The organism is Lentzea sokolovensis, assembly GCF_033949975.1.
Lineage (GTDB): Bacteria > Actinomycetota > Actinomycetes > Mycobacteriales > Pseudonocardiaceae > Lentzea > Lentzea sokolovensis.
Map to the genome: position 1 here is coordinate 413,321 of NZ_JAXAVU010000008.1, position 14,595 is coordinate 427,915.

General features: G+C 69.6%; 14 protein-coding genes. 2 read left to right on the forward strand and 12 right to left on the reverse strand.

Annotation, left to right across the window (positions count from 1 at the left end; translation table 11 throughout):
- Position 1: 1 nt before the first annotated feature.
- The 8 genes from SK854_RS16570 to ftsH all read right to left on the reverse strand — a co-directional run bounded on the left by SK854_RS16570 (position 2) and on the right by ftsH (position 7,078).
- A complete protein-coding gene (locus SK854_RS16570) occupies positions 2-340 on the reverse strand; it encodes a VOC family protein (RefSeq protein ID WP_319975986.1) in 339 nt (112 codons plus the stop codon).
- 187 nt (positions 341-527) lie between these two features.
- The gene (locus SK854_RS16575; RefSeq protein WP_319975987.1) at positions 528-1,961 is read right to left on the reverse strand and encodes a DUF6779 domain-containing protein; all 1,434 of its coding nucleotides are present in this window, start codon (positions 1,959-1,961) and stop codon (positions 528-530) included.
- Positions 1,962-2,092: 131 nt separating this feature from the next.
- Entirely contained in the window at positions 2,093-2,545 is a 453-nt protein-coding gene (locus SK854_RS16580; RefSeq protein ID WP_319975988.1) for a DUF3180 domain-containing protein, read from the reverse strand.
- Positions 2,542-3,036 (reverse strand): 2-amino-4-hydroxy-6-hydroxymethyldihydropteridine diphosphokinase, encoded by a 495-nt coding sequence (gene folK / locus SK854_RS16585; RefSeq protein ID WP_319975989.1) that lies wholly within the window; start codon positions 3,034-3,036, stop codon positions 2,542-2,544. The genes SK854_RS16580 and folK overlap by 4 nt, the downstream gene beginning before the upstream one ends.
- The gene (gene folB, locus SK854_RS16590) at positions 3,033-3,428 is read right to left on the reverse strand and encodes a dihydroneopterin aldolase (RefSeq protein ID WP_319975990.1); all 396 of its coding nucleotides are present in this window, start codon (positions 3,426-3,428) and stop codon (positions 3,033-3,035) included. Before folB ends, folK begins: the two co-directional genes overlap by 4 nt.
- A complete protein-coding gene (gene folP, locus SK854_RS16595) occupies positions 3,421-4,206 on the reverse strand; it encodes a dihydropteroate synthase (protein ID WP_319976122.1) in 786 nt (261 codons plus the stop codon). Before folP ends, folB begins: the two co-directional genes overlap by 8 nt.
- 32 nt (positions 4,207-4,238) lie before the next feature.
- Positions 4,239-4,886, reverse strand: a complete 648-nt coding sequence (gene folE / locus SK854_RS16600; protein ID WP_319975991.1) for a GTP cyclohydrolase I FolE — start codon at positions 4,884-4,886, stop codon at positions 4,239-4,241.
- A complete protein-coding gene (gene ftsH, locus SK854_RS16605) occupies positions 4,883-7,078 on the reverse strand; it encodes an ATP-dependent zinc metalloprotease FtsH (protein ID WP_319975992.1) in 2,196 nt (731 codons plus the stop codon). Before ftsH ends, folE begins: the two co-directional genes overlap by 4 nt.
- A 365-nt stretch (positions 7,079-7,443) precedes the next feature.
- Here ftsH and SK854_RS16610 point away from each other — a divergent pair, with 365 nt between their 5' ends.
- Entirely contained in the window at positions 7,444-9,102 is a 1,659-nt protein-coding gene (locus SK854_RS16610) for a substrate-binding and VWA domain-containing protein (protein WP_319975993.1), read from the forward strand.
- A 232-nt stretch (positions 9,103-9,334) separates the two neighbouring features.
- On the opposite strand, the gene hpt is transcribed toward SK854_RS16610, so the two are convergent.
- From hpt to dacB, 4 genes are read right to left on the reverse strand one after another with little or no spacing between them, the layout of a single operon-like run.
- Positions 9,335-9,883 (reverse strand): hypoxanthine phosphoribosyltransferase, encoded by a 549-nt coding sequence (gene hpt / locus SK854_RS16615; RefSeq protein WP_319975994.1) that lies wholly within the window; start codon positions 9,881-9,883, stop codon positions 9,335-9,337.
- Between the two features lie 17 nt (positions 9,884-9,900).
- Positions 9,901-10,812 (reverse strand): tRNA lysidine(34) synthetase TilS, encoded by a 912-nt coding sequence (gene tilS, locus SK854_RS16620; RefSeq protein WP_319975995.1) that lies wholly within the window; start codon positions 10,810-10,812, stop codon positions 9,901-9,903.
- The gene (locus SK854_RS16625) at positions 10,809-11,852 is read right to left on the reverse strand and encodes a zinc-dependent metalloprotease (RefSeq protein ID WP_319975996.1); all 1,044 of its coding nucleotides are present in this window, start codon (positions 11,850-11,852) and stop codon (positions 10,809-10,811) included. The genes tilS and SK854_RS16625 overlap by 4 nt, the downstream gene beginning before the upstream one ends.
- A gap of 28 nt (positions 11,853-11,880) precedes the next feature.
- Positions 11,881-13,956, reverse strand: a complete 2,076-nt coding sequence (gene dacB / locus SK854_RS16630; protein ID WP_319975997.1) for a D-alanyl-D-alanine carboxypeptidase/D-alanyl-D-alanine endopeptidase — start codon at positions 13,954-13,956, stop codon at positions 11,881-11,883.
- Between the two features lie 124 nt (positions 13,957-14,080).
- On the opposite strand from dacB, the gene SK854_RS16635 reads away from it, so the two are divergent.
- Positions 14,081-14,587 carry an inorganic diphosphatase gene (locus SK854_RS16635; protein WP_090070060.1) on the forward strand — a complete coding sequence of 169 codons (507 nt, stop codon included), beginning with the start codon at positions 14,081-14,083 and terminating at the stop codon, positions 14,585-14,587.
- Positions 14,588-14,595: the final 8 nt, after the last annotated feature.

Here is a 14,595-nt window from a genome sequence, read left to right on the forward strand (position 1 = left end):
GTCAGGAAGACGTCAGGCAGAAGGGGTGGCCGGCGGGATCCAGGAGCACCCGCCAGCGTCCGTCGCCGGGCTGGTGGTCCGGCTTGGTCGCGCCGAGTTCCAGCGCCAGCTCTTCCACCGCGTCGAGGTCGTCGGCGCGGAGATCCAGGTGGAACTGTTGTGGCACGTCCTGGCCCGGCCACTGCGGGGCCCGGTATCCGTCGACCCGCTGGAATCCCAGATCGCAGCCGGAGCCGCCCGTCAGAGCGACGAACTCGTCCGAGTTGAAGAGCTCGCGCATCCCGGTCAGTGCGCCGTAGAAGCCCGCCAGCGTCCGCGGGTCGGCGCAGTCCAGAGTCACCCCTCGCAGTTCAGCACCAGGCAACATTCGCTCCTTCGGTGTCCGCGCGGCTGTCTTCGCAAAGCCGCCGCTGCACGCGATCACCGGCCGCAGCCACACCGTACGCACCACGACCACCGCTGAGGCAGCGGTTTTACCCTTGCCCCAGCGCAACGGGTGGGTGTGGCAGGCGCTTCCGACGCACTTCCTAGTCGTCGCGCCGGCGCCGGCGGCGAGGCGCGTCGCCTCCGCCGAGCGAGGCCAGCAGCTCGCTCACCGACTTGCCGTCCGCGTGCGCGCCGGAAGGGTCTTCCGGTGCGGCACGGCGGCCGGTCGAGACGGCGGGCAGGCGCGTGGAGGAGTCCTCGGCCACGCGACGGCCGGAGACCGGGGTCTCGTCGGCCGGGGAGCGCCGGCTGGGCGAGACCGCCGGGAGCCTCGCGGAGGACTGCTCGGCCGCGGAACGGCGGCTCACCGGCGGGAGTGACACCAGCGAGTCCTCGGAGGCGGTGCGGCGGGCCGGTGCGTCGTCGGCACGGCGGCGGCCGGCGGGGGTGGAGGCGGGAGGGTCCGGCTTCAGGGTCTCCCACGAGCCGCTGTCCTGCACGGGGGCCGGGCGGTCGTCGGCACGGCGGCGGCCGTTGCCTCCGGTGGCCTGCAGCGCCTTCGGGTCGATCATCTCGGTGCGCTCGGCGACGCGGGAGCGTGGTTCCGGCTTGCGGGACTCCACGGACTTCGCGATGGCCGCGGGGGCCTTCGGGGGCTGTTCCGGACGCGACAACGCCTCGGTGCGGGCCGGGGGCTGCGGCGGGCGGGGCACTCGCTCGGTCCGGTGGACCTGCGCCTGCGCGGGCTGGGCCTGGACGGGCTGAGCCTTCACGGTCGGCGGCGGCGGGGCCTTCTGCGGTGCGGGCGAGGGGGTGGCACCGCCCAGCCTGGCCGAGACGGCGGCGGCCGCGGAGGGACGGGGCTGCGGCCTGACCGGTTCCTGCTTCGCGGCCTTCACGGGCTCGCGACGGACCACGGCGGGCTGCGGGCGCGGCGAGTTCCTGGCCGGATCCGGGCGGACGGGCTCTGGCCGCAGGGGTTCGCGGCGAGGAGCCTGCATCTTGGCGTCGTGGGCGACGCGCTCGATGAGTTCGGTGCGCTCGGACGGCTTCTCCACCGACGAGGACGCGGTGATCGCAGGCTTGGCGTTGATGATGCGGTTCTCGGGGATCCCGGCCAGCCGGGACGCCTCGGAGCCCAGCGAACGCAGGCGGGTCGACTCGGCGCGCAGGGCCACGCGTTCGACGAGGACGTCACCGCCCAGCAACGCCTGGAGGTTGTCGCGCAGCGAGTGGAGATCGGCGCGCAGGGCCTCGATGTCCGCGCGCGACTCCTCCTCGATCCGCTTGCGGGTCTCCGACTCGATCTCGAGCTCGTACTCGCGGCGCGCGGCCACCTCGCGCTCGAGTTCCAGTTCGTAGACGGACTGGAGATCGGCCACTTCGTCGTCACGCTCGGTGACCTGTTTGCGGTACCTGGCGGCGAGGAAAGCGCCCACCAGAGCCGCCCACAACGCGGCCACCACGGCCAGACGCAGCATGCGGGCGCTGTCGCTCAGCACGAGCACCGCCGCGGCCACGAGGGCGAGCGCCAATGCCGCTACTAACAGCAATCGCCCTGAGCCACGACCGTGATCATCTTGCTCGTCGTCGGTCGACGCGCCTCGCCCGGTCATGGGCACTACGGTACCGCGCAGTTATGCGACTGAGACCTACGGCCGGGTATCTATTCGTTCCCGGAACTCTCCCGCGGTGTCTTGCAACAGTGCTCCAGCCACAGCGCGGCCGCCGTCAGCGCGACCGCCGCGACGATCCCGACAATGGCCGCGACCAGGTCGTTCGAGGCCGCGGCGAACGAGTCGCGGACGGGTATCACGAAGATCAGCAACCCGGTCCAGGCGCCGAACATCAAAGCGCCCAGAACGGACGAAGCCTTCGCCAGTGCGACGGCTCGGGCGGCGGTCAGCGGCTGCACCGGACGCGCTCCCCCGCGCCGGTGGATTCTGGCCCGCAACGAGAACGCGAACACGACCTCCACGACCGCGATGACGAACAGCGTCGAACCGGCCAGCACGGGCAAGGGCGGCAACGTGTCGTAGGTGAGCCGCAGCAGCAGATGGGCCAGCAGCGCGCCGATGAGCGCGACGGCCGCCAGGTCTCGGGGACGGGTGAACCTCACGCGTCCATCCAACCCGAAAGCACGAGATCGTCCCGGCGCCGCACGCCTTCGGCCGAGAACTCCAGGCCCGCAACGGGTCCGTGGCCCGCCAGCACGGCGTCCGGCTCGACGTCGAGCCACGGGACGAGAACTGTTGCGCGCTCAAACGCCCCAGGATGCGGCAGAAGCAGCTCGGGGTGGTCCGAGGTCACCCCGTCCACCGAAACCACGTCCACGTCCAACGTGCGCGGTCCCCAGCGCTTCTCCCGCACGCGTCCGGCGGCGTTCTCCAGCGCCTGACCGCGGCGCAGCCAGCCCCACTCGTTCACGTCGTCAGAAGAGACGATCACGATGGCGTTCAGGAAGTCCGGCTGGTCCTCGACACCCCAGGCCGCCGTCTCGTACACCGGCGAAGCGGCGACGACGAAGGGCCGCAACCCGTCCACCACGGACTGCAGGAAGGCGAACCGGTCGCCGAGGTTCGAGCCGATCGAGAGAACCGCGCGGGTCACCGGGATTCCTTGGAAGGCAACGGCGCGGCCAGCCGACGCGAGCGGCGGATCGTCACCGACACGTCGTCGAAGGTCAGGGGGATCGGCGCGGACGGCTTGTGCACCGTCACCTCGACCGCGTGCAGCCGTGAGTCCGTCATCGCGGCGTCGGCGATCTTGCCCGCCACCGTCTCGATGAGGTCGTGCGGTTCGCCGCCGATGATCGCCGCGGCCATCTCGGCGAGTTCGCCGTAGTGGTACGTCTCCTTCAGGTCGTCCGTGCGAGAAGCCGCGCTGAGGTCGAGCCACAGCGTGACGTCCACGACGAACTCCTGCCCGTCGCGCTTCTCGTGCTCGAACACGCCGTGGTGCCCGCGCACCCGCAGACCCGTCAACGCGATCCGGTCAGCCATGTCCCCGCCTCCACGCACCGGCGACGGCGACCGCGTCCAGCGTCCGGTCGACGTCGTGCACCCGCACACCCCACGCTCCGTTGAACGCGGCCAAAGCGGACACCGCCGCGGTCGCGTCCTCCCTGCCGTCCGGTGGACGGTTGCCGAGCAACGTGCCGAGGAAGCGTTTGCGCGACGCCCCCACCAGCACCGGGAAACCCAGCTCGACCAGTTCGTCCAGGCGCTGCAACAACTCCCAGTTGTGGTCGCCGAGCTTCGCGAAGCCCAGACCGGGGTCGAGCACGATCGACGACTCCGCGACACCGGCGGCCAGCGCGGCCTCGACGCGTTCCAGCAGCTCCGAACGAACGTCCGTCACCACGTCGTCGTACGTCGCCAACGCGTCCATCTCCGTGCTGTGCCCACGCCAGTGCATCAGCACGTACGGCACACCGGCAGCGGCGACGACGGCGGCCATTCCGGGATCGGCCAGGCCACCGGACACGTCGTTCACGATGGACGCGCCCGCCTCCAGCGCCGCGGTGGCAACGGAAGCACGCATGGTGTCCACGCTGACCGGCACGCCTTCGGCGACCAGCGCACGGATCACCGGCACGATCCGGGCGATCTCCTCGGCCGGTTCGACGCGCTCGGCACCGGGCCGGGTCGACTCGCCACCCACGTCGATCACGTCCGCACCGCGCTTGAACATGTCGACGCCGTGCGACACCGCGTCACGCCGGTCGATGTAGCGGCCGCCGTCGGAGAAGGAATCGGGCGTCACGTTCAGCACGCCCATCACGACGCACCGGCCGGGACGAGGCAGCCCACTCACCGGATCCGGCCCCTGATCAGCTCGATGGCCTCCGCCCTCGACGAGGCGGACGTGCGCAGCAGCCCGCGCACCGCGGACGTCGTCGTGCGGGAACCGGGCTTGCGCACTCCGCGCATGCCCATGCACAGGTGCTCGGCCTCGATCACCACGATCACGCCGCGCGGTTCCAGCCTGCGCACCAACGCGTCCGCGACCTGCGACGTCAGCCGCTCCTGGACCTGTGGCCGCTTGGAGTACAGGTCGACGAGCCTGGCCAGCTTCGACAGCCCCGTCACGCGGCCGTGCTCGTTCGGGATGTACCCGACGTGCGCGACGCCGTGGAACGGCAGCAGGTGGTGCTCGCAGAAGCTGAACATCGGGATGTCGGTGACGAGGACGAGTTCTTCGTGGCTCTCGTCGAACGTCTTCGCGAGGACGCTGTCCGGGTCCGTGTAGAGACCCGCGAACAACTCCTGGTAGGCGCGCGCCACCCGTGCGGGTGTCTCGCGCAGACCCTCCCGGTCCGGATCCTCACCGCACGCGATCAGAAGTTCGCGTACCGCAGCCTCTGCCCGCGGCTGGTCGAAGACCCGCCGCGCGGAGACGCCGGCCTCCCCGTGGTGGGTGAGGCCGGCGTCTCCGTCGAGCTGTTGTTGCTCGGTCACTGCCGCTCGTCCTGGTCTGGCTGCGGCTTCTTCGGCTCCCAGACGTTGTGCGGCTTGCCGCCGGGCACGGTCGCCGGGGTCCATCCGGGCGGGGCGCCGTAGTTCGGCGGGCCCGACTGGTTCGAAGGCTGACCTGGCTGGTGCACGCCGTTCGACCCGTTCGGCGACGGCAGCGCCTCCGTGGCCGGTTCCGCGGCGGCGGGCTCCGCCGCTTGCGTCTCCGGCTCGTCGTCGAGGGTGTCCTCGACGACCGGCGGCCACGGCTCGCCGCGTTCCTTGGCGAGCTCGCCGGGGGTCTTGATCGGCGGGATGTCGGACGGCGTGCGGTCACCGAACTCGTTGAACTGGGTGATGCGCGGCCGCTTCTCGACCCTCGCGAAGATCCGCTCCAGTTCCTTCTGGTGCAGGGTCTCCTTCTCGATCAGTTCGAGCGTGAGGTCGTCGAGGACGTCGCGGTAGGTGACGAGCACCTCGTACGCCTCGGTGTGCGCGGCCTCGATGAGCTTGCGCACCTCCTCGTCGATCTCGTGCGCGACCTCCAGCGAGTAGTCCGCCTGGCGACCGGCCGAGCGGCCGAGGAACGGCTCACCCTGTTCCTGCCCGTACTTGACCGCACCGAGCTTCGCGCTCATGCCGTACTCGGTGACCATCGCGCGGGCGATCTTGGTCGCCTGCTCGATGTCGTTGGACGCACCCGTCGTGGGCTCGTGGAAGACGAGCTCCTCGGCGGAACGGCCACCCAGTGCGAACACCAGTCGCGCGATCATCTCGGACCTGGTCATCAGGTCCTTGTCCTCTTCCGGCACCGAGAGGGTGTGACCACCCGTGCGGCCGCGGGCGAGGATCGTGACCTTGTAGACCGGGTCGATGTCCGGCATGGCCCACGCGGCCAGGGCGTGCCCTGCCTCGTGGTACGCGGTGATCTTCTTCTCCTTCTCGGAGATGATCCGGCTCTTGCGGGCCGGACCGCCGATCACGCGGTCCACGGACTCTTCGAGCGCCGCACCGTCGATGGTGTGGCCGTTGTGGCGCGCGGTGAGCAGCGCGGCCTCGTTGATGACGTTCGCGAGGTCGGCGCCGGAGAACCCGACGGTGCGCTTCGCGAGGCCGTCGAGGTCCGCGTCCGCGGCCAGCGGCTTGCCCTTCGAGTGCACCCGCAGGATCTGCTTGCGGCCCTTCAGATCCGGTACGGACACCGGGATCTGCCGGTCGAAGCGGCCGGGGCGCAGCAGGGCCGGGTCGAGGATGTCGGGACGGTTCGTCGCCGCGATCAGGATGATCCCGCCGCGCGAGTCGAAGCCGTCCATCTCGACGAGCAGCTGGTTGAGGGTCTGCTCGCGCTCGTCGTGACCGCCGCCCATACCCGCGCCGCGGTGACGGCCCACCGCGTCGATCTCGTCGACGAAGATGATGCACGGCGCGTTCTGCTTGGCCTGTTCGAACAGGTCACGCACACGCGAGGCACCGACACCGACGAACATCTCGACGAAGTCCGAACCGGAGATCGAGTAGAACGGCACGCCGGCCTCACCGGCGACGGCTCGGGCGAGCAGCGTCTTACCCGTTCCCGGCGGGCCGTACAGCAGCACGCCCTTCGGGATCTTCGCGCCGAGTGCCTGGTAGCGGCCGGGGTTCTGGAGGAAGTCCTTGATCTCTTCCAGTTCCTCGACGGCCTCTTCTGCCCCGGCGACGTCGGAGAACGTCGTCTTGGGCATGTCCTTGGAGAGCTGCTTGGCCTTGGACTTGCCGAAGTTCAGAACGCGGTTACCGCCGCCCTGAGCGTTGTTCATCATCCACATGAGCAGCAGCAACAGCAGGCCGAGCGGCACGAGGTAGATCAAGATCTGCATCAGGATCGATTCCTGGCTGACCTTGGTCTCGACGGTCGGCTTGTTGCCGGCCTGGTCGAGGACGGTGAAGATCTCGTCCGTCGAGCTGGCCGGGAACTGCGTGATCAGGCGGTTGCTGCCCTCGAAGGTCGTGCCGTCGGTGAGGGTGAGTCGGAGACGCTGCTCCTTGTCCTCGATCGTGGCTTCCTTGACCTTGCCGTCCCGAACCTGTTGAAGCGCTTGAGACGTTTTCACGGGGTGGTAGCCCCGCGAGTCGTCAAAGAGGACGGTGAAGACGAAGTAGAGCAGCAACACCGCAGCGATCCACAGCAGCGGGTTGCGAAGCAGGCGCTTGCGGTCCATGCACTTACGGCCGGGGGCGGCCTCGACCCTCCCTGACTTGCGCGTCGGGCAGTGGAAGACCCACATACCGCGTCCGACCAGCCTACCGCTCGCTGGCCGGGTACTGAGCAACCAACGGGTGGGGGCGGTTCCGGGTTCCCGCGGGTGACCCCCACCACGCATGTTCACGCAGTTTGGTTCATCCGGAACAAATACCGCCGTCCAGACGAGTGACGCAGGTCACGCTGTCTCATTACGTTTGGGGGTCACATGTCATCCTCATTCATCCCCCGAGCGTTCCCCCGCCACTCGAAAGAGTGAACCCGTGACCGAAGGTAAGTAACTGTATGTCAGCACGTCATACGTCCCCCGGATTGTTCCGGCGGGTGGCCATCCCCGTGGGCGCCCTGCTCGGAGTGGTCGCGGCGGCAGGCGTCACGGTCGTGGCACTGCGTGTCACCAGCGGTGCCGACTGCTCCGGCGCGCTGCCGCTGAAGGTCGCCGTCACCCCCGCAGCGTTGGATGTGGTGAACGCGGCGGCGCAGGAATACCAGCGGTCACAGCCGGTCGTGAACGGCCGGTGCGTCCAGGTTCAGGTCGAGTCGCGCAACGCGGCCGACGTGGCGAACGAGCTCCCCACCGCCCAGATCAACCCCCACTCCCTCTGGATCCCCGACTCCTCGATGTGGGCCGCCGAGGCCCAGCGGCAGGCAGCGGAGACCGGCCCGGAGGCCCCGAAACTGGACATCAAGCCGTCGCTGGCGTCCAGCCCGCTGGTGATGGCGGGTTCCGAACAGGCGATGTCGAAGATCGGCTTCCCGGTCACGCCCGTCTCCTGGGCGAAGGTCGTGGATCCGAAGGTCCAGATCTCGATGAGCGACCCGACGATGACGTCGGAGGGCCTCGCCTCGCTGTTCGTGATCCGTACTTTGCTGGGCAATGCAGACGGAACGCCCAAGCCTGAACTGGTCGGTACCCTCCTGCGCGTGGGCCGCAGCGCCGTTCCTTCGGTCCGCGACGCGTTCGGCAAGGTCACCACCGACGCCGACAAGGCCCCGCTGTTCGCCGCCACCGAACAGTCGGTCGTGGCGAACAACCGCTCGGCGAAGGACAACGCAGTCCTCGGCGCCCCGCCGAAGGAAGGCACGCTCTCCTTCGACTACCCGCTGGTCAGGGTCTCCCGCCCGAACGAGCCAGAGGGCATCGGCGAGGCAGCGGCGGAGTTCGAGAAGACCCTGCGCTCCGCCCAGACGTCCAAGCGCTTCGGCGAAGCGGGCTTCCGCACCGTCCAGGGCGCGGCCCCGGCGAAGTGGTCGACCGACGTGGAAGGCGTGCAGGCGGGCGACGTCAAGCTGATCGAGACCCCTGGCGCGGACCAGGTGTCCGAACTGCTCCGCACCTGGGGCGCCATCAGCCTGGACATGCGCATGCTCACGGTCATCGACGTCTCCGGCTCGATGATCGAGAAGAGCGGCAACGGCAAGACCCGTGTCGAGGCCGCCACCGAGGCCTCCATGACGGCTCTCTCGATGCTCCCGGACACCACGGCCATCGGCCTGTGGGCCTTCTCCACCGACAAGAAGCCGCCGAACGACTGGATCGAACTGGTCCCGATCGGCCCGCTGGGCGAACCGCTGGCAGGCGTGACCCGCCGCAAACGCCTGGAGGCAGGCGCCTCACAACTCCCCGGCCTGGTCGGCGGCGGCACGGCCCTGAACGACACGACCCTGGCCGCGTACCGGCACGTTCTTTCGGGCTATGACGCGTCGAAGGTCAACTCGGTCGTCCTCATGACCGACGGCCGCAACGACGACATCTCGTCGATCGACACCGGCGCACTGATCGAGACCCTGAAGCGGGAGTCCGACCCCGCGAAGCCCGTCCCGATCATCATGGTGGGCCTCGGCGACGAGGTGGACATGGACGCCCTCCGCGCTATCTCCGCGGCCACCGGCGGCAAGGCGTACCAAGCGCGCAATCCGGAGGACATCCGCGGCGTACTGCTCGACGCGGTCTCACAACGGCGCTGCCGCCCGAACTGCTGATTTTCGTTCAACGCAAAGCCGGGTCTCCTGCGGGAGGCCCGGCTTTTTCTTTTGAACGCGACCAGGCACGGCAAATCGACCCGCGGTGCCACTAGGAATCCGGCAATGCGCGGCAACCACGTACCAGGCCTGGCGTGGCGATGCGCTGCGAGCCGTCCGAACCTGATGCACGCCAACGCAAACGGGGGCGCCGCCGCACTGGCAACGCCCCCGCCTCACGTCGTTCAAACGCTCAGTTCGAGTAAACCTTCGGGTCCAACGTCCCGATGTAGGGCAGATCGCGGTACCTCTCCGCATAATCCAGCCCATAACCCACGACGAACTCGTTGGGAATGTCGAACCCGACGTACTTCACCGGCACTTCGACCTTGACCGCATCAGGCTTCCGCAACAAAGTGCACACCTGCAAAGACCGAGGCTTCCGAGACTGCAAGTTCTTCAACAGCCACGACAACGTGAGCCCGGAATCGATGATGTCCTCGACGATCACCACGTTGCGGTCGGCGATGTCGCGATCCAGGTCCTTGAGGATCCGCACCACGCCCGAGGACGAGGTCGAGGATCCGTAGGACGAAACGGCCATGAATTCGAGCTGCACCGGAACGGGCAGCGCGCGTGCGAGGTCGGCCATGAACATCACAGCGCCCTTGAGCACAGTGATCAGCACGAGGTCGGAGTCACCTTCTGGGTGATCAGCCGCGACCTGCTTGGCGAGTTCGGTGACCTTGTCGCTGATCTCCTGCTCGGTGATGAGCACGGATGCGATGTCGCCGTCGTACACGGACAGGTCCCCTCTGCTTAAGACTGTGGTTCCACAACGAGCCTGCCATGCGCGCGCCGCACGACAAAGCCGCCAGGTAGCCAGACACCGCCCTGACCGCGCCATTCACTCACCAGTGAGTCGACACGTCGCAGGTGCGAATCGGACAGTTCAGGCACGCCTTCCTCGATCAGCCACGCCCGGAGCACTCTGCGCCTCAGCGCGACCGGCAGCTCGGAGATGTCGCCAACAGCACAGCAGTCGCCGGCGAACGCCTCCGCAAGAGAGTCGAGCGCATCACAGTCCTCACGCAACTGGGCAGCCGTGCGCGCCAACGACGAAGCAACACCGCCCTGCAGCACGGACTCCAGCAACGGCAGCACCTCGGACCGCAGCCGCACACGCGTGAACGACGGATCGACGTTGTGCGGGTCCTCCCACACCTCGATCCCCTGCTCCGCACACGCCGCACGGGTGACCGCCCGCGACACGCCGAGCAGCGGACGCCCCCACGGCGCGTCGAACGCACGCATGCCGGCGATCGAACGTGGCCCGGATCCGCGCCCCAGCCCGAGCAACACCGTCTCGGCCTGGTCATCGAGGGTGTGGCCGAGCAGCACGACGCCGGACGACGGCCTCAGAGCCGCGTAGCGGGCGTTGCGGGCCGCAGCCTCGGGACCACCAGGCCCGGCCACCTCGACAGCCTCCACGCGAGCCACAAGCCCGAAGGACGAGCACTGCTGAGCCGCCCGCGAAGCGACGTCGGCCGACCCCGGCTGCAACTGGTGATCGACGACCACGGCGCACGCGCCGGGCACCAGCCGTCCCACGCAGGCGGCCAACGCCAGTGAGTCCGCACCACCCGAGACGGCAACGGTCACCGCCTCCGGGCGCACCTCGTCCAGGAACCGGCGGACCGCCACCCGGATCTCGGCGACCGGTCCGTTCACGGCGACACGCGACGCAGCCAGCTCATGGGCTCGGCGATCTCGGCGCGGGTCGGCAACGTCTCGGCGGACGTCCAGATCGAGTTGAAGCCGTCCATCCCGACCCGCTCCACCACGTACGAGGTGAACTCCGCGCCCTCCTCGTACTGGCGCACCTTCGCCTCGACGCCGAGCAGCGTGCGCAGGATCCGGTCGAGCAGGCCGCCGCCCTTGCGCCGCGCGCTGAAACGGGTGCGGATCGTCGACACGGACGGCACGACCGACGGACCGACCGCGTCCATCACGTGGTCGGCGTGGCCTTCGAGCAAAGTGGACAGTGCGATCAGCCGGTCCAGCACGGCCTTCTGCTGCGGTGACTGGATGAGCTCGATCAGGCCCATAGGGCCGTCGCCCTCGCGCAGCTTGTGCCGGAAGTCGCGGATCACGTCGGACAGCGGCGCGCGCTCTTCGTCCATTGAGGACAGCAACGCGGTGACCTGGTCGGAGAAGTACTTGCGCAGCCACGGCACGCCGGTGAACTGCAGGCGGTGCGTGCACTCGTGCAGGCACACCCACATCCGGAAGTCGTCGTCCGGCACGTCCAGAGCCTGTTGCGCGCCAACGATGTTCGGCGCGACCAGCAGCAGGCGCCCGGCGAGCTGCTCGTTCGGGCTGAACGGGTCGTACTGGCCGAGCACCCGTGAGGACAGGAACGCCAGCACGACGCCCGCCTGCACACCGGCCGTACCCGCGAGGAGGCCCGCCATCGGACCTGTCGGGCGCGGCATCGCGGGCCCTGTCAGCGCGGCGAGTCCCTGCGCGGCGGCCGCGACCCACGCCGGTCTGTCGACGACCTCGCCCGGCAGCAGCGGCAGCCCCTGACCGAGCCCGGTCAGCTCGCGGACGTGCACCTCCGCCTGGGGCGCGAGCTCGCGAAGTCTGCCTACCACGTGGTCGGCCTCGTCCTTGCCGATCACGGGGCCCGGCCGGACGAGCCGCGTGGCGGTCGAAACCGCCAGCTCCCAGTCCACCGGGCCGAGCTCTGCCTCCGTCGCGCCGTTCACGCTTCCGACGCTACCTGCGCACGGCCCGCTACGAACAGCCACAACCCCGCAACGCAGCGGCCATCACGTCCAGCGCGGGCCGCACCTCGGTCTCCGGGTTGCGGCTGCTGGCGGACATGAACGAGAACACGAGCACCCGTCCGTCCACGTCGACGACCATGCCGGCGAGCGCGTTGACCCCGGTGAGCGTGCCGGTCTTGGCCCGCACCCAGCCCTTGCCCGGCGCCGCGGTCCCGCCGTAGCGACCGGCGAGGGTGCCGCTGCCGCCCGCGACCGGGAGCGCCGTCAGCAACGGTCGCAGCTTCGCCGTGCGCGCGTCGTCCAGCGTGGGCTTGGCCGCCGCGGTGAGCACCTCGGTGAGCAGCTTGGCCGGGATCTTGTTCGACGCGGACAACCCGCTGCCGTCCACGAAGTTCGCGGTGGTGAGGTCGAACCCGTTCTTGGTCAGCACGTCCCGCACGGCCTTGACGCCGCCCGCGAACGAGGCCTCGTTGCCCGTCTTGATCGCGATCTCGCGCGCGATCGCCTCGGTCAGGACGTTGTCCGAGATCTGCATCATGTTGTCGACGAGCTGCTCGACCGGCGCCGACTTGATCTCGCCGAGCACCTGCGCGCCCGCGGGAGCCGCGCCCGCCGTGGCTCCGGAGGCGCCGACGCGCTGCGCGAACGCGTCCGCCGCCGCCTGGCCGGGGCTGCCCGTGCGCGTGCCGTTGACGTTGGACTGGTCGACCCGGCCGCCGTCGAGCATGAACGGCACGATCGGCGCGACCGAGCCGCCCGCGATGTCCGCCGTCTCCCACTGCGGCCCGAGCGCCTCGCCCGTGTACCGGCTCAGGTCGAACTGGACCTTCGTGACCGGGCCCTTGGCCTTGACCTGGTTGACCAGGTCGTCGAGCGTCGCGGCGCCGGGGTAGACCGACTTGCCGGGCGCGCCGGAGATCGTCGGGTCGCCGCCGCCGACGATCACCACGGTGCCGGGCTCGGCGCCCTGGACGACCTTGGTGGACAGCTGGTCGGTCTTCTCGAGGCTGAGCAGCGCCGCGGCGGCCGTGAGGATCTTGAGGCTCGACGCCGGGGTCGCGGGCGTGGTGTCGCCCTGCTGCCACAGCGCGGCACCGCTGGCGGGATCGACGACGCTGCCGGTGAGCGTGCCCAGCACGCCGTTGGCAGCCGGTCCGGCGAGCGCCTGCGCCACGCCTGCCGGGGTCGGCGCCGGGGCTCCCGCGGTGACGGCCTTGACCAGCGGCTGGACGTTCGCGGGTGCGGCCGGCGGCCTCGTCTCGATCGCCTTGGTGCCGCCGAACTCCTCGACCGCGTAGATGGTGGCGCCGGCCAGCGCCGCGACGACCAGCAGGCTCAGGACCACGACGAGGGACCTGCGGCCCTTCCTGGGCTCGTCGTCGGTGGCGAGGCGGTCCTCCGGTTCCTCCTCGTAGCCGGTGACGGGGAGGTCCTGGCGGACGGGCTGCGGTTCCTGCCGGGCAGGCGGAGGCGGTGGCACCGGACGCTGCTGCTCCTGGCGCGGCGGTTCCTGGTGCTGGAGCTGGTCGACGCGCTTGGTCTGCTCGGGACGGTGCTGCTCGGGACGCGGCTGCCGCTGTTCGGGCCGCGCGGGCTGCTGGTCGGGCCGGCTCGTCTTGTCGAACCACGACGGCTCGGAGTTCGGCAGCTGGTCGACGCGCGCCGTCTTGGCGTTCGGGACCGAGAGCTCCGTGGTCTTCTGCTCCGGCCTCGGCACGACGCGGGTCTGGTCGTTCTTCGGCTCGATCCGCGTCGGCGTGGCCCGAGGTTGGCCGACTTCTGGACCAATCGCCGTGTGAGACTTCCCACCGGCGGATCCACCGGAAGGCCCGCCGGAACCGCCGGAGCCGGTCGTTGGCACACCTGACGCGGAATGACCGGCGCCCACACCGTTCGGGACGGAACGGACCGGCGACGACCGCAGAGGCTCCTGAGTGGACGGTGCCGACAAGATCGCGGCGAGCGGGAAACGCATCGTCGGCTGGTCGACGGACGGGCGGCTGACCTGCACCGTCGGCTCCGACGCGGCTGCGGCCGACCCTGCGTCGTCGTCCTCGGTCGGCCACTGGGGCTCGTCCGGCAAGTGGACCTCCGTCAGCTCGGTACGGGCAATCTCACACCCACCAACCACCGCTCCGATGAGGGTTGACAAGGCGTTGTGGTCCACACTAGTGGCCATCACGAATGGGCTACATGAGCGAGGACCAGTGGAATTCGACGTCCTGATCGAGATCCCCAAGGGCGTGCGCAACAAGTACGAGGTGGACCACAAGAGTGGCCGCATCCGCCTCGACCGCACGTTGTTCACGTCGACGCAGTACCCGGCCGACTACGGGTTCATCGAGAACACCCTGGGTGAGGACGGCGACCCGCTGGACGCCCTCGTCCTCGTCCAGGAACCGACGTTCCCGGGCTGCCTGATCGCGGCCCGCGCGATCGGCATGTTCCGCATGACCGACGAGAAGGGCGGCGACGACAAGGTTCTGTGCGTCCCGGCCTTCGACCCGCGTCACGAGCACCTGCGCGACATCCACCACCTGGCGGAGTTCGACCGCCTGGAGATCCAGCACTTCTTCGAGGTCTACAAGGACCTGGAGCCCGGCAAGAGCGTCGAGGGCGCGAGCTGGGTGGGCCGCACCGAGGCCGAGGCCGAGGTCAAGCGCTCCTACCAGCGTCTCAAGGACGCTGAGGCGCGCGGCGAAACGCTGCACTAGCAACGACG